This window comes from Chelatococcus sp. XZ-Ab1, from assembly GCF_029309855.1.
Lineage (GTDB): Bacteria > Pseudomonadota > Alphaproteobacteria > Rhizobiales > Beijerinckiaceae > Chelatococcus_A > Chelatococcus_A sambhunathii.
In genome coordinates, this window is sequence record NZ_JARKII010000006.1 from 241,880 (window position 1) to 259,716 (window position 17,837).

The window sequence follows — 17,837 nt, forward strand, 5'->3', positions numbered from 1 at the left end:
TCCATGGGCAAGGGGAACGTCGACGGCGGCATGCCCTTCGCGGCGGAGCCCGCGCCGTCGCTGTCCACCGATTTCCTCAACCAGTACAATGAAGTGCTCATGATCGTCGAGCTTGCGGCCGACGATGCCGAGTTGATGGAAACGCTCGACGAATGGCAGCCGCGCAGCTACCGGCAGCACTTCGCCAAACATGCGCAGCTGCGTTTCGCGGACGACGCGCTGAGGGCCTACGAGGCGCTGGCACCCGAGCGGCGCCTCGCCTTCGAGAACCTGCGCCTGGCCATGGACGACGTGGTGATCAGCACCATCCGCGCGTTGAAACAGGCCGGCGAGGCCGAGGAACGCGCGGCGATTGCGGCCGCCTCGTCCTCCCTGCTGCGGCGCATGATCGAGGCCGCCGCCAGCTTCATCCGCACCGAGGGGCGCGACTGGCGCAGCTTCAGCCACACCGAGATGCAGGGCACCATCGACCGGCTCATGGCCCATTGGGGACGAGGCTAGCGGGAACTCTCGCCGCGAGCGGCCCTCACAGCCACCGCTTCCAGCGGAAGAAGAGGTAGGGCGCGATGGCCGCGACCACCATGGCGAGGAGCGCGACGGGATAGCCGAACCACAGCTCGAGCTCCGGCATGTCCTTGAAGTTCATGCCGTAGATCGAGGCGATGAGCGTCGGCGGCATGAAGACCACGGCCATGACCGAGAACAGCTTGATGATGTTGTTCTGCTCCAGGTTGACGAGGCCGAGCGTCGCATCGAGCAGGAACTGGATCTTGCCCGACTGGAAGGTCGCGTGCTCCTCCAGCGACTGCAGGTCGCGCAGGGTCGTGCGCACCTGCTCGCGCAACTCCACCGGCACGCGCGTCGCGCGGTAGACAACGGAGAGGAACAGCAGCAGCCGCTCGATGGAGACGAGGCTCTCCCGGCTCATGGAGATGAGCGTGCCGTAACGGCCGAGGTCGCGCAGGGTCTTCTGGTATTCGCCATGGCGGCCGGTCATCTTGTCGGCCACGTCGAAGACGGCGTGGGAAATTCTGTCGATGCTGCTGCCGGCCGCCTGAAGGACCTCGGCCAGCCGGTCGATGATGGTCTCGATGAGGCCGGCGAAGACCTCCTCGGCGCTCGCGCCGCAGCCGCCCTGCTTGCCGGCCCGGTTGGCGAACATGGCGAAGGCGCGCGGCTCGTCATAGCGCACGGTGACGAGGGCAGAACCCTTGAGGATGAAGGTGACGGCCGTGATGTCCGGCTCGTCGCTGTCGGCGGCGAAGAGCAGGCGCACCGTCATGTAGCGCGCGCCGTTCTCGCTGTAGAGCAGCTCGGAGGGCTCGATGTCCTCCATGTCCTCGCGGGTCGGGATCTCGATGCCGAGGTGCTGCTCGACGAGGCGATCCTCCTCGCGGGTCGGCGCCACGAGATCGATCCAGACCGCATCGGCCGGAAGGGTCTCGCCCGGCGGCAGCACCTGCCGCTCGAGCCGGCAGACATTGGCGTCGTCAAGCTTCATGGGATCGACCATGCGGTAGACGACGATCATGTCCTGCGCTCCGAAAGCCTGTTACAGGCGCTCTCTATCGCATTTCGGGGCGGAGGCGAAATCCGGCGCGCGCCCTGACTCCCTCCCCCTTGCGGGGAGGGGCCGGGGGTGGTGGTCGTGACAAACGATGAGCGGCTTCCAGGCTGTATCACCCTCGCTACCCTCCCCCACAAGGGGGGAGGGTATGACGAATCGTGTGCTCCTGGGCAGGAGCGCCGCTGTGCGCTCAATGCGTCGAGCCCGGCACCGGGGGCGTGTCGTCCGGCACGAAGAAATCCGGCATCAGGGGCTTCGAGGGATCGACGCGGTACTGCTCGAAATCAGTGACGCCCTCGGCGGCGAGCACAAGGTCGTCGATGAGGAACTGGCCCGAAAAGCTGCGTGCGGGCTTGTTGAAGACGGCATAGGCCGCATCGGCCATGATCTCGGGCGTGCGGCTGGCCTCCACCATCGCCTCGCCGCCGAGGAGGTTGCGGACGGCGCTCGTCGCAATGGTCGTGCGCGGCCACAGCGCATTGACCGCGATGCCCTTGGGCCGCAGTTCGCCGGCGAGGCCGAGCACGCACAGGCTCATGCCGTATTTGGCGATGGAATAGGCAAGGTGCGGCGCGAACCATTTCTCCTTCATGTCGAGCGGCGGCGACAACATGAGGATGTGCGGGTTGTCAGCCTTCTCGAGATGGGAAATGGCGTATTTCGACACCATGAAGGTGCCGCGCGTGTTGACCTGGTGCATCAGGTCGAAGCGCTTCATGTCGGTGTCGCGCGTGCCGGTGAGCTGGATGGCGCTGGCGTTGTTGACGACGATGTCGAGGCCGCCGAAGGTCTCAGCCGTCCGGGTGATGGCGGAAGCCACCTCCTCCTCGTTGCGCACGTCGACGACGAGCGGCAGCGCCCGCCCGCCCGCCGCCTCGATCTCGGCGGCGGCGGTGAAGATGGTGCCGGGCAGCTTGGGGTGGGGCGCGGCCGTCTTGGCGGCGATGGCGACATTGGCGCCGTCCCGCGCGGCCTTGAGCGCGATGGCGAGGCCGATGCCACGCGAGGCGCCGGTGATGAACAAGGTCTTGCCCGACAATGACATGGCTCAGGTCTCCCCGTCTTCGGCTTTGTTGTTGATGGAATAGCGCGGCGGGCGGCGGCCGTCCGCATCGGTGAAGCCATAGGCTCCGGCGAGATCCCCGACATGGAGGATGTTGCCCGCATGGCGAACAATGCCGGCATCACATGCGAGCGCCGCCACCGCCCGGCCGGCGTAGAGCGGGGTTTCGCCCGCCTCCGCCGCCAGGGGAGAGCCGGCGACGCGCTCGGTGCGCACGAAACCGGGCGACAGGGCGAGCGCGGTCACGCCATGGGGGGCGAGCTCGTTCGCCATGGCGAACGTCAGTCGCGCCATCGATGCCTTGGCGAGGTCATAGAAGACATCGCCGAGATAGGCGCCGCCGTCGTCGAAGAGCACGGTAACGAGAAGGCCGGAGCCGGCGCCCACCATGGCCGGGGCGAAGGCCTTCGCCAGGAGGAGCTGGGCATAGACGCCGGTCTCGAACACGGTGCCGAGGCGCGCCGCTGGCCGGCGCCAGAAGGGCGTGCCCCAGGCCGAGCCGTCGGGATAGCGCTCGCCGTCGTAGCCCTCGTTGCCGCCCCACACCGCATCGACGACGAGATCGACGCGGCCGAAGCGGCGCAGCGTCCAGGCGGCAAGACCGTCGACCTCGCGTTCGACCGTATGGTCGCATTGATAGGGATGGCCCCGGCCGCCGAGCGCCTCGACGAGGCGCGCCGTCTCCTCGATGGTTTCGGGTCGCCCGTCGGTGCGCGGGCCGGCCTCGCTCGAGCGGCCCGTCACGATCACCGTCGCCCCAGCCTCCGCAAGCCCGCGGGCGATGCCGCGCCCCACGCCGCGGGACGCGCCGGCGACGACGCAGATGCGGCCGGAGAGGGGACCGTCCGCCACGCCACTCAGCCCGCGAGGGCGGCCTCGGCGTCGGCGAGCGCGGACGCGCCCGTCATCACGGTCTGCGCCAGGCCGCGGGCGCCGGTGGCGATGTTCTCGGCGAAGAAGCGGGCGAGCGCGATGCGACCGGCGTGGGCCGGGTTGGCGTCGCCGGCGGCGCGCGCCTCGCTTGCGGCGAGCGCGGCCATCGCAAGCGCCGTGCCGCCCTGGGCTATGCCGAAGAGGCGCAGATAGGGCGTCGCCGCGGCGAGTGCGTCAGCCAGGCTGTGGCCGGCGAGCGCCTTGAGGAGGAATGAGGTGGCATCGTCGAGCGCCTCCACAGCCTCGCGCAGCCGCGCCGCCGTGGCGCCGAAGGCCTCGTCGCGACTCGCGACGAGCCGGGTGCCGACCTTGCGCATCTCGGCGATGGCGCCGCGCACGGTGGTGCCGTCGGCCAGGGGCAGCTTGCGCATGACGAGGTCGATGGCCTGGATGCCGTTGGTGCCCTCGTAGATCGGCGCGATACGCGCATCGCGCAGGTGCTGGGCGGCGCCGGTCTCCTCGATGAAGCCCATGCCGCCGTGCACTTGCACGCCGAGCGACGCGACCTCGCAGCCGATGTCGGTGGAGAAGGCCTTCGCGACGGGCGTCAGCAGGGAGGCGAGCTCGTGCGCCTTGCGCCGGGCCTCGGCATCCGGCGCGAGGCGGCTGCGGTCGATGGCGGCCGCCGTCATCAGGCAGATGCCGCGCGCAGCGTGGGTCGTCGCCTTCATGGTGAGCAGCATGCGCTGCACGTCCGGATGGTCGGCGATGGGACTCATGCCCTCCCCTGCGCCGGGTGCCCGCCCCTGCCGGCGCTCGCGGGCATAGGACAAGGCCTGCTGATAGGCCCGGTCGGCGATGGCGACGCCCTGGGCGCCGACCGCGAGGCGGGCATTGTTCATCATGGTGAACATGCAGGCGAGGCCGCGGTTCTCTTCGCCGACGAGCCAGCCGACGGCGCCGCCGGCATCGCCGTAGACCATGGTGCAGGTTGGCGAGGCGTGAATGCCGAGCTTGTGCTCGATGGAATGGCAGCGCACGTCGTTGCGCGCGCCGAGCGAGCCGTCGTCGTTGACGATGAATTTCGGCACGAGAAACAGCGAGATGCCGCGGGTGCCGGGCGGCGCATCCGGCAGGCGGGCGAGAACCAGATGCACGATGTTGTCGGTGAGGTCGTGCTCGCCGTAGGTGATGAAGATCTTCGATCCGGTGATGCGATAGGTGCCGTCGCCCGCCCGTTCGGCGCGCGTCCTGACGGCATTGAGATCGGAGCCCGCCTGCGGCTCCGTCAGGTTCATGGTGCCCATCCACTCGCCGGAGACGAGCTTTTCGAGATAGCGCCGCTTCAGGTCCTCGCTGGCGTGGGCCGTCAGGGCCTCGACAGCGCCGGCGGTGAGCAGCGGGCCGAGGGCGAAGGACATGCAGGAGGCGTTCCAGAATTCGACGCAGGCGGTCTGCACCAGGGTCGGCAGGCCCTGGCCGCCCCATTCGGGATCGCAGGGCAGCGCGTTCCAGCCCGCCTCGGCCCAGGCCCTGTAGACCTCCCTCCAGCCCGGAGCCGTCGTCACCTGCCCGTCGGCGAAGTGGGCACCCGTCCGGTCCGCCGGCGCGTTGAGCGGCGCGATGCGCTCGGAGGCGAAGCGCCCGGCCTCCTCCAGCACCTGCTCCACGAGTTCCACGGAGAGGTCGGGATAGAGTCCCTCGGCGATGCTCTCCTCGAGCCCGGCCACGTGCCGCATGGTGAAGGCCAGATCCTCGACCGGTGCCCGATAGGTCATCGCCGCTCCCTCGTCTTGTCCGTGCGGCCATTTGAGGCCGCGCATTTAGTGCGTGCCACGCGGCCCGTTGACGCGCATCATAAGCCGCGTCAAAGGCAGGCAGGCAAGACCAGAGATAGTTTAAACGTGAACGATGATCGATCAACGCCCGTCGCGTCCCAAGACGGGCATGGGCAACGCGTCACCGAGCTGCTGACGGCCGACGCCGGCGGCCTGTCGCGCGCCGCCGACCTGCTGCGGCTCGGCGGCCTCGTGGCCTTCCCGACGGAGACGGTTTACGGCCTGGGAGCGGACGCGACAAACCCGCGGGCGGTGGCCGGCATCTACGCCGCCAAGGAGCGCCCCTCCTTCAACCCGCTCATATCGCACCTGCCGGATATTGCGGCAGCGGAGCGAGAGGGGGTGTTCGGACCGGATGCGGCGCGGCTCGCGGCGGCCTTCTGGCCCGGGCCGCTGACGTTGGTGGTGCCGCGGGCGGAGATGTCGCGCATCTGCGACCTGGCGACGGCGGGACTCGATTCGGTTGCGCTGCGTGTGCCCGGCCTGCCACTGGCGCGGGATCTGCTCACGCTCGTCGGCCGGCCGGTGGCGGCGCCCTCGGCCAACCGCTCGGGCCGCATCAGCCCCACCCGCGCGGACCATGTGCTCGCCGACCTCATCGACCGCATCGACGCGGTGATCGACGGCGGCGGCACCAATGTCGGGCTCGAATCGACCATCATCTCCTGTCTCGACGGCGAGATGCGCCTACTGCGCCCGGGCGGCGTGCCGCGCGAGGCCATCGAAGAGGTGCTGGGGCGCAAGCTCCTCGACGGAGCCGCCCCGACGGACGAGGAGGCGCCACTCGCGCCGGGCATGCTCGAATCCCACTACGCCCCGCGGGCGATGGTGCGCCTCGATGCCGAGGAGGTGCGGCCGGGAGAAGGCGCCCTCCTCTTCGGGCGCAAGCGGCCGCCGGGAATAGAGACCGCAGGCGCCATCCGCAATCTCAGCGAAAGTGGCGACCTCGTGGAGGCGGCCGCCAATCTCTTCGCCCACCTGCGCGGGCTCGACGATGCCCGGGTGCCGGCCATCGCGATCGTCCCCATCCCGGCACACGGCCTTGGCGAGGCCATCAACGACCGGCTGCGGCGGGCGGCGGCGCCGCGATAAAAAAGACCCGGCCGAGCCGGGCCTTTTCACGCAGCCTCTGCGAAACGCTCAGCCCTTCAGCTTGGCTGCGATCCCAGCGACATGGCGGCCCTGGAAGCGGGCTCCCTCCAGCTCCACGGCGGAGGGCTGGCGGCTGCCGTCGGCGGCGGCGATGGTGGAAGCGCCGTAGGGCGAGCCGCCCTTGATCTCGTCGAGGCCGCTCTGGCCGGCGAAGGAATAAGGCAGACCGACGACGACCATGCCGTGGTGCATCAGTGTGGGGATGAAGGTCAGGATGGTCGATTCCTGGCCGCCGTGCTGGGTGGCGGAGGAGGTGAAGACCGAGCCGACCTTGCCGATGAGCGCGCCCTTGGCCCACAGGCCGCCGGTCTGGTCGAGGAAGTTCCGCATCTGCGCCGTCATGTTGCCGAAGCGGGTCGGCGTGCCGAAGATGATGGCGTCGTAGTCGGCCAGTTCCTCCACCGTGGCGACCGGCGCCGGCTGGTCGAGCTTGAAACCGGCGTTCTTGGCCACCTCCGCCGGCACCAGTTCCGGCACGCGCTTGACGACGACCTCGGCGCCGGCTGCCCGGGCGCCCTCGGCCACGGCCTGCGCCATCTGCTCAATGTGGCCGTAGGACGAATAATAGAGAACGAGAACCTTGGTCATGGCGACATTCCTCTCATGATTGTCGGACGGGTTTGCACGCGGGGCGGATCAGCGTGCCGCAACGGGCCGCGCCGCGATCGGGGAAGGCGAGGCCTTGAGGGCGAAGGCACCATCACCCGCAAGGGCCTGAACGGCAGCGGCGACGACGAGGAAGGCGGGATATTCCCAGCCGCCGTTCGGCGCCGTGAAGAGCCAGCCGTTCGGCACGTGCACCATCAGCGCGCCGAGCAGGATCGGCACGAGCGCAGCCGAGACATAGCGGGCATAAAGGCCGAGAATGAGGGCGGTGCCGCCGATGAGCTCGGCGAGAAAGACCGGCCAGGCGAAGAAGGTGGGAAAGCCAACCTGGCCGAGAAAGCCGGCGAAGCCGGGGATGGTGAAGACGACATACTTCAGGAGCGCGTGGGCGATGAACATAAGGCCGAGGGAAACGCGCAACAGGAACAGCCCATAGGGCGCGGTGCGGGGATCGATCACGAAGAGGCTCCGGGTCTTTAGGTTTTCTGGTAGTACAACGTGAGGGGGATTTTGGGTTTCCCGCCGCGCAAAGCCAGCAGTATGATCGCAAGCTGAAGATTGCACGGGCGCAAGGATGCCGACCGAAACCACCCTCGTCTCCACGGCCGCCGTCCATCAGATCGCCTGGGACGACATCCGCCTCGTGAAGGCCATCGCCGAAGCGAAAGGCATGGCCGGAGCCGCCGAGCGGCTCGGCATCAACCATTCGACGGTGTTTCGCCGCCTGGGCCAGTTGGAGAACCTGCTCGGCGTCAAGCTGTTCGAGCGGCACCGGGCCGGCTATGCGCCGACGCCGCCGGGCGAGGAGATCACGGCGCTGGCCGAGCGCATCGAGGAGGATCTCGCCGGCGTCTCCATGCGCCTTGCCGGCTGCGCCGTCTCACCGGCCGGCGAATTGCGCGTCACCACCAACGACACGCTGCTGATGCACCTGCTGACGCCGGTCTTTGCCGCTTTCCGCGAAGCCTATCCCAACATCCGGCTCGACATCGTCATCGGCAACCAGGCGCTCAATCTCTCCAAGCGCGATGCCGATATCGCTATCCGCGCCACGGACAATCCGCCGGAGACGCTCGTCGGCCGGCGCCTCGCCTCCATCCACTGGGCGCTCTACGGTCGGCGCGAGGCCTTTCCCGACGGCGGGCGCGATCTCGACCTCCTTTCCCTCTTCGAGCAGCCGTGGGTGGCGCTCGGCGACAACTTCTCCACGATGCACGTCGCGCGCTACGTGCGCGACAAGGTGCCGGCGGACAGGATCGTCTACAAGCTCAACACGGTGCTCGGCCTCGCCGAAGCGGTCGAAGCCGGTATCGGCATCGGCCACCTGCCCTGCTTCATCGCCGATACGCGCCCGGCTCTCGTGCGGCTGACGGCCCCGGCGCCGGAATTCGCCGCCGGACTGTGGCTGCTGACCCATCCGGACCTGCGCCATTCTCCGCGGGTGCGCGCCTTCCTCGATTTCTGCGGCGCCGAGATCGCCCGCCGCCGCATCGTCATCGAGGGCGAGAAGCTGCTGCCGGCGGAATAGCGGAAAGGCCAGGCGCCGTCCTGTTCCCCTCCCCCCACGCAGTGGTGGGGAGGGGCTAGGGGGTGGCTCCGCAGGCAGGCGGCGGTCAAATAAGAGCTTAGCGGCGTTTCGCGTCGCGCGGGCGGCACCGCCCCCCCAGCCCTCGCCACCACAAGCGGGGGAAGGGAGCGTGTCGCGCTTCGCCCTACCCGACGAGACGACCTGCTGCCCCTACCCCATCTCCACCACCAGGCGGCCGCGCACCTTGCCGGCGAGAATCTCCGGGGCGACGCGCATGAGGTCGTCGAAGCCGATGGTCTCGGTCATTGTTGCGAGCTTTGCCTTGTCGAGATCGCGGGCGATGCGGTCCCAGACGGCAATGCGGCGCTCGCGGCTCGCCAGCACGCAATCGACGCCGAGAAGCGCCACGCCGCGCAGGATGAAGGGTGCCACCGTGGTGGGCAGGTCCATGCCGCCGGCGAGGCCACAGGCGGCGATGGCGCCGCCGTAGCGCGTCATGGACAGGACATTGGCGAGCGTGGTGGAACCGACCGAATCGATGCCCGCTGCCCAGCGCTCCTTGGCAAGCGGCTTCACCGGCCCCGACAGCTCCGCCCGCTCGATGATCTCGCTCGCGCCCAGGCCCTTGAGGTAATCGGCCTCCTCGGGCCGGCCGGTGGAGGCGATGACGTGCCAGCCGGCCCTCGCCAGAAAGCTGATGGCGGTCGAGCCGACGCCGCCGGCCGCACCCGTCACGATGGCCGGTCCGTCGGCGGGCGTCGCGCCGTGCTTCTCCAGCGCCATCAGGCACAGCATGGCGGTGAAGCCAGCCGTCCCGACGGCCATGACCTCGGCTGCGGAGAGGCCAGCGGGCAGCGGGATGAGCCAGTCCCCCTTTATCCGCGCCTTGTCGGCATAGGCGCCGTAATGCGTCTCGCCGCAGCCCCAGCCGTTGAGGAGCACGGCATCGCCCGGCTTGAGCGCCGGGTGCTCGGACCTTTCCACGACGCCGGCGAAATCGACGCCGGGGATCATGGGGAAGCGCCGCACCACCGGCGCGCGGCCGGTGATGGCGAGGCCGTCCTTATAGTTGACCGTGGAATGGGTAATGCGGACGGTGACGTCCCCCTCCATCAGATCGGCCTCGTCGAGCCGCGTCACTGCCGCCCGGTAACCGCCGGCGGCATCCTTGTCGACGAGGATCGCCCTGATTTCACCCATGCTCGCTTCTCCTCCTTGGAACCCGGTCGCCATCAGTGTCGCGGCGGCGGCGGCAACGGGCAAGTGTGCCACGCCTCAGCCCTTCGGCTAGGGCGAGCGGCGTCAATGCCCGCGACGAGCGGCATCACGCGGGAAGCGGCGCCCTCTTGTCACGCCGCCTGCGGCACCGGGCGCTCCACCGGCCGCTCCTTGATGGGCAGGTTGATGATCGCCGAGGCGACGCCGAGCGCGACCGATAGCCACCAGACAAAGGTATAGGAGCCCATGCTCTCGTAGAGGATGCCGCCGAGCCACACGCCGAGGAAGCCGCCGACCTGATGGGAAAAGAACGCGAAGCCGTAGAGCATGGCCATGTAGCGCGTGCCGAACATCAACATGACGAGCGCCGAGGTGGGCGGCACCGTCGACAGCCACAGGAGGCCGATGGTGATGCCGAAGGCGATCGCCGTCACCGGCGTCGCCGGCAGGAGGATGAAGGCGGCGATGGCGACCGAGCGGCCGAGATAGATGAGCGAGAGAAGCCAGCGCTTCGACATGCGCGAGGACAGGAAGCCCGAATAGAGTGAGCCCACCGCATTGGCGAGGCCGATGACGGCGAGCGTCCAGCCGCCGACCCATACCGGGAGCCCGGTATCCTTCAGATAGGCCGGCATGTGCGCCGTGATGAAGGCCAGTTGGAAGCCGCAGGTGAAGAAGCCGAGCACGAGGAAGACATAGCTCGGGTGACGGAAGGCCTCCGCCAGCGCCTGCGCGATGGATTGCGAAGGCCCTGCATTGACCGCCGCCGTCGCCGCCGCGCCTCGGGTTGCGAGCGCCAGCGACAGGGGCAGGACGAGCAGCACGCTCGCCGCAAAAACGATCAGCGCCATCTCGAAGCCGAAGGACTGGATGAGGGCGTTGCCGATGGGCGGGAAGAGGAACTGGCCAAAGGAGCCCGCCGCCGTGCCCGCACCGAAGGCGAGCGGACGCCAGCGTTCCGGCAGGAGCTTGCCGAACGCGCCGAGCACGAGATTGAATGAGCAGCCCGACAGGCCGAAGCCGATCATGATGCCGGCACCGAGGTTGAGCAGGCCCGCGGAGGTTGCATAGGCCATCACCACGAGGCCCGCGGCATAGAGCAGCGCGCCGATGCAGATAACCCGCACGGCGCCAAACTTGTCGGCGACGGCGCCGGCGAATGGCTGGCCGAGACCCCACAGCAGGTTCTGCACGGCAATCGCCAGGCTGAAGACGTCGCGGCCCCAGCCATAGGCCTCCGTCATGGGGATCTGGAACAGGCCCGCCGCCGCGCGCGGCCCGAAGGTGATGAGGGCGATGAGGCAGCCGGCGAGAACGATGATTTCCGGCGGGATGGCACGCTGCCCTTCGCGCAACACGGCACTCGTTTGAGTCATGGAAAGCTCCGGAAGACGGGCGACGCGACGCGCCGCAGCTTGTGCGGCAAGCTAGCGCTTCCGGCATGATAATGATATTGAATGTTTATCATCTTGAACATGATGAAATAGCATGAATCTCGAAGACCTGCGCGCCCTCATCGCCGTGGCCGAAACGGGTTCCCTCGCCCGTGCGGCGAGCCGTCTCAATATCACGCAGCCAGCCGTGACGCGGCGCCTGCAACGGCTGGAGGCGGAGCTCGATGCCCAGTTGCTCGACCGGGAGCAGAAGCCGGCCCGGCTGACGGCGGCAGGCGAGCACGCGTACCGCGAGGGCGTCAAGGTGGTGAGCGCCGCCGACCAGTTCGCCAGCGAGTTGCGCGCGAGCCACATCAAGCCGCCGCTGCGCATCGGCATCAGCAGCGGCATCGCCGATTCGGTACTGTGTCTCGGCATCGATGCCGTACGGCGGACGGTGCCGCAGGCGAAACTGGTCGTCGTGGTCGACTGGACGGAGCGGCTCATCGGCAAGCTCGCCGCCCAGGAGCTCGACGCCGTCATCGGCATGCGGCGCGGCAGCGCCGCCGATCTGCCGGAGTTGTCGCTGCGGCACATCGCATCCGAGGAGGTGGTCGTCGTGGCGCGGGCCGACCATCCGGCCAGCGGGCGCATTTCCATCGCCGCCCTTGCCGGCGATCCCTGGGTCATCAATCCGGACGGCTGCGGCTTCCGCCATCTGCTCGACAGGGCGCTCGCCGCAACCGGCCACACGCTCGATGTGGCGGTTGAACTGTGGGGCGTCGATGTACAGCTGTCGCTCGTCGCGCGTGGCATCGGCCTAGGCCTCGTTCCGGCCCGCCTCGTCACCGCCAGCCCCTGGCGGGACCAGCTCAAGGTGCTCGACGTCTCCGATTTCAACGCCCGCCTCGCCGTCTGGATGATCGCCCGGCGCAACATCGCCCCTTGCACGGCCCATGCCCTCGCCCGGCTGGAGGAAGCCATCGTCGGCGATCTCGGTCCGGTCGTGGCCGCGGCGGAGTAGAGCGGCGGACAAAATGGGTCGCACGCCGCTACAATTCGGGAACAGACCTCGTGTCCCGGATGCATGCAGCGATGGCGCAATGCGATCCGGGGTACGAGCGTGCGCCCGGGCGACGAACGACCCACGAGCCGCTCTCCCTAGCCAGTCCGGGCCACTTCTGCTAAGATAGTTATGCTCATATTGAGCAAATAAGGAACCGCTTCGGCGGTCATTTGTGTACCATCAATATGCTCAACTTGAGCATATAAGGAGACCTGCCATGCACGCGGAAGTCGCGATCCGGGAGACGATCCGCCACGGTTCACCGCTTGCCTTCACGCCTGAGGTCGAGCGCGCCACGGCCCATCTCTACGAGCGCGTGCGCCACATCGTCACGCCGGCCGAGTGGCCGCTGCATGCGCCCTATGTCAAGGCGATCAACGACCTGAAGCGGGAGCGCGGCGCCGTTATCCTCGCCCACAACTACCAGTCGGCCGAGATCTACAACTGCGTCGCCGACATCGTGGGCGATTCCCTGCAGCTCGCGCGCGAGGCAGCCCGCGTCGAGGCCCGCGTGATCGTGCAGTGCGGCGTGCATTTCATGGCCGAGACCGCGAAGCTGCTGAACCCGGACAAGACGGTGCTGATCCCCGACCGGGAGGCCGGCTGCTCGTTGGCGGAATCGATCACGGCTGCGGACATCCGTCTGCTGCGCCAGCGCTATCCCGGCGTGCCGGTGGTCGCCTATGTCAACACATCGGCCGAGGTGAAGGCGGAAGTCGACATCTGCTGCACCTCTTCCAACGCCGTTCACGTCGTCGAGAGCCTCGGCGCGCCGCGCGTCATCTTCCTGCCCGACCGCTACCTCGCCGCCAATGTGGCGGCGCAGACGAAGGTCGAGATCATCGCCTGGCACGGCGCCTGCGAGGTGCACGAGCGCTTCACCGCCGAGGACATCGGCGCCCTGCGCGAGATGCACGAGGGCGTCCGCATCATCGCCCATCCCGAATGCCCGCCCGATGTGGTCGCGGCCTCGGACTTCGCCGGATCGACGGCGCACATGATCGACTGGGTCAAGCGCGAGCGCCCGCGCCGCGTCGTGCTCGTCACCGAATGCTCGATGGCCGGCAATGTCGAAGCTGAAGTGCCGGACGTCGAATTCGTGCGGCCCTGCCACTTCTGCCCGCACATGCAGCGCATCACTTTGCCGAAGATCCACGCCTGCCTGCGCGATCTGACGGGCGAGGTCACGGTCGATCCCGACATCGCCATGCGCGCGCGTCGCGCCGTGGAGCGCATGGTGGCGCTGGGCGTAAGGCCCGCGGCGGTGGCGCCGTGAGCGCGCCCGTTCTCATCGTCGGCGCCGGCCTTGCCGGGCTCTTCACCGCGCTCAGGCTGGCACCGCGGCCCGTCCTCCTCGTCTCGCCCGGCCCGCTCGGGGAAGGCGCGGCCTCGGCCTGGGCGCAAGGCGGCATCGCCGCGGCTGTTGGTGCGGACGACGGGCCGGAGCTGCACGCCGAGGACACCATCGCCGCCGGAGCAGGGCTCGTCGTCGAAGAAGCGGCCCGTGTCCTCTGCGCGGAGGCCCCGGCGCGCATCGCCGACCTCATCGCGCTCGGGGTGCCCTTCACCCGTTCCGGCGACGGCCGGCTGAAGCCCTCGCGCGAGGCTGCCCACAGCCGCGCGCGCGTTCTCGCCGTCGATGGCGACCGCAGCGGCTTTGCCGTCATGCAGGCGCTCGTCGCCGCCATCCGCCGCACGCCGTCGGTCACGGTCATCGAGGGGCATCTGCTCGACGATCTGATCGTCACGGGCGGGCGCGTGCGCGGGGCGATCCTTCGCGCCCGCGATGGCGGGCCCGGCCTTGCCGTCACCGCCCCGGCCACGGTGCTCGCCACCGGCGGCATCGGCGGCCTCTATGCGGTCACCACCAATCCGCCCGGCGCCATCGGCGCCGGCCTTGCCGTCGCAGCGCGGCACGGGGCGCTCATCGCGGATCCGGAATTCGTGCAGTTCCATCCCACCGCCCTCGCCATCGGCCGCGATCCCGCGCCGCTCGCGACCGAGGCCCTGCGCGGCGAGGGTGCCGTGCTCGTCACCCGGGACGGGCGCCGGCTGATGCAGGGCGTGCACCCGGCCCTCGACCTCGCGCCGCGCGACGTCGTGGCGCGCGCCGTCCAGGCCGCCATCCTCGCCGGCGAGGGCGCCTTCCTCGATGGCCGCACGGCGCCCGGCCCGGGCTTTGCAACGCATTTCCCCACCGTCCATGCCGCCGCTGCCGCCGCCGGGCTCGACCCCGCACGCGACCTGCTGCCCGTTGCGCCCGCCGCCCATTTCCACATGGGTGGTCTCGCGACAGACCTTTCGGGCCGCACCAGCCTGCCCGGTCTGTGGGCCGTCGGCGAGGTGGCGGCGACGGGCGTGCACGGCGCCAACCGCCTCGCCTCCAACTCCCTGCTCGAGGCCGTCGTCTTCGGCGCCCGGGCGGCGGAGGCCATCGGTCGCGCGTTGCACGATGCAGGGCATGCCGACGCCGCCATCACCACTTTGCCGCCGGGCCCGCCGGCAGCGTCCGATCCAGTCGCCATCGCCGCCTTGCGCCGGACGATGCAGGAGCGTGTCGGCGTCGTGCGCGACGGCGAAGGCCTTGCGGCGGCCCTCGCCGAGATCGGCCCCATGCGGGCCGGAGCGGACCCCGTCCTTGCCGCCATGGCCGATTGCGCCTTCCTGATCGCCGCTGCGGCGCTGCTCAGAGAGGAAAGCCGGGGCGGCCACTACCGCGTCGACCGGCCGCTCGCCGGCCGTACCCGGCGCACCCTGACGACGATGACCGCGCTCGACGATGCCCTGGTGCCGCGGCAGCGGCGAGCCGTCTGACGCGCCAACGAGGACACTTCCATGCAATTCGGCAATCCCCTTCTCCTCATCGATATCGTGCGCGCCGCACTCATCGAGGATCTCGGCCGGGCCGGCGACATCACCAGCGCCGCGTGCATTCCCGCGCAGCGCACCGCCACCGCGCAGCTTGTGGCACGCAGGGCCGGCCGCCTCGCCGGGCTCGCGGCAGCCGAGGCCGCCTTCCGGCTGACGGATGAGCGCATCCGCTTCACCGCGCATCGCCATGACGGAGACGCCCTCGCCGCCGGCGAGGCGATCGCCACCGTCGCCGGGCCCGCCCGCGCCGTGCTCGCCGCCGAGCGGGTGGCGCTCAACTTTCTCGGCCGCCTCTCGGGGATCGCCACGCTGACCGCGGCCTATGCGGCCGAGGTGGCGCACACGCGTACCCGCATCTGCGATACGCGCAAGACGACGCCAGGGCTGAGGGCGCTGGAAAAACATGCTGTCGCCTGCGGCGGCGGGCTCAACCACCGCTTCGGCCTCGACGACGCCATCCTCATCAAGGACAACCACATCGCCGTCGCCGGCGGGGTACGACCGGCGCTCCGGGCGGCAAAGGCCGCCGCCGGCCATCTCGTCAAGATCGAGATCGAGGTCGATACGCTCGACCAGCTCGCCGAGGTGATCGCGGAAGGGGCGGATGTCGTCATGCTCGACAACATGGCGCCCGGCATGCTGGCCGAGGCGGTCGCCATGGTCGGCGGGCGCATGCGCACCGAAGCCTCGGGCGGCGTCGACCTCACAAGCGTCCGCGCCATCGCCGAGACCGGCGTCGACGCCATCTCCGTCGGCGCCCTCACCCATTCGGCGCCGGTGCTCGACATCGGGCTCGATATCGCCGTGGACGCTGCGGGTTGAGGTTTCCCCTCCCCCTTGAGGGAGGGGCCAGGGGGTGGGGGTCGTGACGCAAGAGCACAGCCTCAGGCTTTTTGCGCCCCCCTCCCTACCCTCCCCCACAAGGGGGGAGGGAATGCCGCCGCGGCGCACGCACCGGGCAGCGAAGGCAAAAAGCTACCGCGGGCCGTAAATGATCCGCGGCGGTGCCGATTTCGAGACGATGCGATGCCGGTGATACGGGCGGTGTGCCGGCCAATAGTCCTGGGCATAGACCACCCCACCCGAATAATGGACATTGGGTCCGCCACCGCGCCACGCGGCAACGGGCCATTCCTCGTCCATCACGACGCAATGGCGGCAGCCGTGCTCATAGAAGCCGCCGGCGAGGGCCGCGCCGGGCGCGGTAAGGCAGACGGCGAGTGCCGCAATTCTCACATGCACGATCATCGACGCCTCCGGCCGGGCCTGGAGCCCGTTGCGCGTTCCTGTTCTCGCAACGAAAGGCCGAAAGCCGCGCCGGCGCAACGATAACGCGCCGTTAAGGTAAAGCCGCTCAGCGCTGGCCGGGCCGGAGCTGGTAGAAGACGTGCCGGCCAATGACGTCCTTCTTCTTCAGGCGCTTGGCCCAATAGGGGCGCACGTAATCGGCGTGGTAGTGCGTCGCGCCGCCGACATCGGCGAGATAGGTCGTGCCCTCCGTGACCTCGCGGGCGACGCGCACCGCCCGTCGCCACGGGGCGGCCTCGGTGATGCGCAGGGAGCGGCCCTCGCAGGCGAAGGAGAACTGGCACGCCTTGTAGCGGTGGCGGTTTTGATAGACGACGCCGCAGACGGTGGAGGGGTAGAGGCCCGAGCGCACACGGTTGAGCACAACCTGGGCCACCGCGGCCTGCCCCGCCTCGCTCTCGCCACGGGCCTCGAAATAGATGGCTTCGGCGAGGCAGCGCTGCTCGCTCGACATCCGCTCGGGATCGATCAGATCGGCATATTGCGGACGCTCGTCGTTCTTCTCGACGATCGACAGGCCGTCGCCGACACGCACAGCGGCGTAGGACACCGGCGCCCCGGCGATCTCCATGGGCGTCGCATCCGCCGGTGCCGGCGTCGCAGAGGCGAGGCTCTCGGCGCGGGCGACGGCGGGGGTGGCACCGTCGACGACAGTGATGCCTGTGCCGGCGCTGGCTGCGACCGCGGGCGAGCGGGGCGCGAAGGAGCGCTCGGTCATCGTGTCGCTCTCGCTCGACCACGGCTCGAAAGCCGCCATCTCGTCCGGCGAGGGGATGTCGAGCGCGCCTGGCATGAGAATGGTGGCGGGCAGCAGGCGCTCGTCGCGCGACAGCAGCATGCGCGACAGCATGGCGGCGCGCCCTTCCCGCTCGCTGCGGCCGAGGCGGCTGAGGCTCGGCCGCAAGGCGACCGGCGGATCGCCCTTGAGGTTGCGATCGACCTCCGGATAGCCCGGGGGCTCCGCCTTCATCTCGTCGCGCGGCGGAGCCTCGAGCGCAGCATCATCCGGCTGCGGATCCGACAGATCGAGAGCGGCGATATCGAAAAGATCGCCCGCGCCGCCGGCCGGCCCGCGCAGCAGCGCCTCGCCGAGCGCGGCGGAGGACGGCACGAGGTTGCCGAGCCTGGGGGCGAGGACGGGCGCGAGCGGAGCGGCGCTGATGCCGCTCGACAGGTCCTGCCCGGCGCTCGCGGTGAAGGAGACGAGCATGCCGCCGGCGAGCGCCCACGGCGCCACCGTGCCGCAGATCCACGCCATTCTCGACCGTCGCCAACGCACACGACGCAAACGCATGTCACCCAACGCCGCTCATGACCACCAGGCAAGGACGGACAAGCGTTGCGGCTCCGCCACAGGCAAATGCCCGCCCCTCT

17 protein-coding genes are annotated in these 17,837 nt (G+C 69.5%); 7 read left to right on the plus strand and 10 right to left on the minus strand.

Annotated elements, in window-relative coordinates; all coding sequences use genetic code 11:
- The first annotated feature begins 3 nt into the window (after positions 1 to 3).
- The gene (locus tag P2T65_RS10840) at positions 4 to 501 is read left to right on the plus strand and encodes a hypothetical protein (RefSeq protein WP_276199771.1); all 498 of its coding nucleotides are present in this window, start codon (positions 4 to 6) and stop codon (positions 499 to 501) included.
- A 25-nt stretch (positions 502 to 526) separates the two neighbouring features.
- On the opposite strand, the gene P2T65_RS10845 is transcribed toward P2T65_RS10840, so the two are convergent.
- The 4 genes from P2T65_RS10845 to P2T65_RS10860 all read right to left on the minus strand — a co-directional run bounded on the left by P2T65_RS10845 (position 527) and on the right by P2T65_RS10860 (position 5,281).
- The gene (locus P2T65_RS10845) at positions 527 to 1,531 is read right to left on the minus strand and encodes a magnesium transporter CorA family protein (protein ID WP_276199772.1); all 1,005 of its coding nucleotides are present in this window, start codon (positions 1,529 to 1,531) and stop codon (positions 527 to 529) included.
- Between the two features lie 226 nt (positions 1,532 to 1,757).
- Positions 1,758 to 2,612 carry an NAD(P)-dependent oxidoreductase gene (locus tag P2T65_RS10850; RefSeq protein WP_055459198.1) on the minus strand — a complete coding sequence of 285 codons (855 nt, stop codon included), beginning with the start codon at positions 2,610 to 2,612 and terminating at the stop codon, positions 1,758 to 1,760.
- A 3-nt stretch (positions 2,613 to 2,615) separates the two neighbouring features.
- Entirely contained in the window at positions 2,616 to 3,482 is an 867-nt protein-coding gene (locus P2T65_RS10855; protein WP_063189592.1) for an SDR family NAD(P)-dependent oxidoreductase, read from the minus strand.
- Positions 3,483 to 3,487: 5 nt separating this feature from the next.
- Positions 3,488 to 5,281, minus strand: a complete 1,794-nt coding sequence (locus tag P2T65_RS10860; protein WP_071923523.1) for an acyl-CoA dehydrogenase — start codon at positions 5,279 to 5,281, stop codon at positions 3,488 to 3,490.
- Between the two features lie 189 nt (positions 5,282 to 5,470).
- On the opposite strand from P2T65_RS10860, the gene P2T65_RS10865 reads away from it, so the two are divergent.
- Positions 5,471 to 6,433, plus strand: a complete 963-nt coding sequence (locus P2T65_RS10865; protein ID WP_055459375.1) for an L-threonylcarbamoyladenylate synthase — start codon at positions 5,471 to 5,473, stop codon at positions 6,431 to 6,433.
- 48 nt (positions 6,434 to 6,481) lie between these two features.
- On the opposite strand, the gene wrbA is transcribed toward P2T65_RS10865, so the two are convergent.
- A complete protein-coding gene (gene wrbA, locus P2T65_RS10870; RefSeq protein WP_055459201.1) occupies positions 6,482 to 7,081 on the minus strand; it encodes an NAD(P)H:quinone oxidoreductase in 600 nt (199 codons plus the stop codon).
- 48 nt (positions 7,082 to 7,129) lie between these two features.
- On the minus strand, positions 7,130 to 7,558 hold the full coding sequence (locus tag P2T65_RS10875; RefSeq protein ID WP_055459202.1) for a DoxX family protein: 429 nt from the start codon (positions 7,556 to 7,558) through the stop codon (positions 7,130 to 7,132).
- Positions 7,559 to 7,673: 115 nt separating this feature from the next.
- On the opposite strand from P2T65_RS10875, the gene P2T65_RS10880 reads away from it, so the two are divergent.
- On the plus strand, positions 7,674 to 8,627 hold the full coding sequence (locus P2T65_RS10880; RefSeq protein WP_063189589.1) for a LysR family transcriptional regulator: 954 nt from the start codon (positions 7,674 to 7,676) through the stop codon (positions 8,625 to 8,627).
- 210 nt (positions 8,628 to 8,837) lie between these two features.
- On the opposite strand, the gene P2T65_RS10885 is transcribed toward P2T65_RS10880, so the two are convergent.
- Positions 8,838 to 9,827, minus strand: coding sequence for an MDR family oxidoreductase (locus P2T65_RS10885; protein ID WP_276199773.1), 990 nt, complete (start codon positions 9,825 to 9,827; stop codon positions 8,838 to 8,840).
- Between the two features lie 149 nt (positions 9,828 to 9,976).
- Positions 9,977 to 11,221 carry an MFS transporter gene (locus tag P2T65_RS10890; protein WP_055459205.1) on the minus strand — a complete coding sequence of 415 codons (1,245 nt, stop codon included), beginning with the start codon at positions 11,219 to 11,221 and terminating at the stop codon, positions 9,977 to 9,979.
- A 112-nt stretch (positions 11,222 to 11,333) separates the two neighbouring features.
- On the opposite strand from P2T65_RS10890, the gene P2T65_RS10895 reads away from it, so the two are divergent.
- The 4 genes from P2T65_RS10895 to nadC all read left to right on the plus strand — a co-directional run bounded on the left by P2T65_RS10895 (position 11,334) and on the right by nadC (position 15,977).
- The gene (locus P2T65_RS10895; RefSeq protein WP_276199774.1) at positions 11,334 to 12,242 is read left to right on the plus strand and encodes a LysR family transcriptional regulator; all 909 of its coding nucleotides are present in this window, start codon (positions 11,334 to 11,336) and stop codon (positions 12,240 to 12,242) included.
- Between the two features lie 259 nt (positions 12,243 to 12,501).
- The gene (gene nadA, locus P2T65_RS10900) at positions 12,502 to 13,560 is read left to right on the plus strand and encodes a quinolinate synthase NadA (protein WP_096335285.1); all 1,059 of its coding nucleotides are present in this window, start codon (positions 12,502 to 12,504) and stop codon (positions 13,558 to 13,560) included.
- Positions 13,557 to 15,098: an L-aspartate oxidase gene (locus tag P2T65_RS10905; protein WP_276199775.1), complete on the plus strand. Its 1,542-nt coding sequence runs from the start codon at positions 13,557 to 13,559 to the stop codon at positions 15,096 to 15,098. Before nadA ends, P2T65_RS10905 begins: the two co-directional genes overlap by 4 nt.
- Before the next feature lie 21 nt (positions 15,099 to 15,119).
- Positions 15,120 to 15,977 (plus strand): carboxylating nicotinate-nucleotide diphosphorylase, encoded by an 858-nt coding sequence (gene nadC, locus P2T65_RS10910; RefSeq protein ID WP_276199776.1) that lies wholly within the window; start codon positions 15,120 to 15,122, stop codon positions 15,975 to 15,977.
- A gap of 153 nt (positions 15,978 to 16,130) precedes the next feature.
- Here nadC and P2T65_RS10915 read toward each other — a convergent pair whose 3' ends face one another.
- Both P2T65_RS10915 and P2T65_RS10920 read right to left on the minus strand, forming a co-directional pair.
- Complete coding sequence (locus P2T65_RS10915; protein WP_055459209.1) at positions 16,131 to 16,403, minus strand: hypothetical protein; 273 nt, start codon at positions 16,401 to 16,403, stop codon at positions 16,131 to 16,133.
- Between the two features lie 106 nt (positions 16,404 to 16,509).
- On the minus strand, positions 16,510 to 17,721 hold the full coding sequence (locus P2T65_RS10920; protein ID WP_276199777.1) for a cell wall hydrolase: 1,212 nt from the start codon (positions 17,719 to 17,721) through the stop codon (positions 16,510 to 16,512).
- Between the last annotated feature and the right edge of the window lie 116 nt (positions 17,722 to 17,837).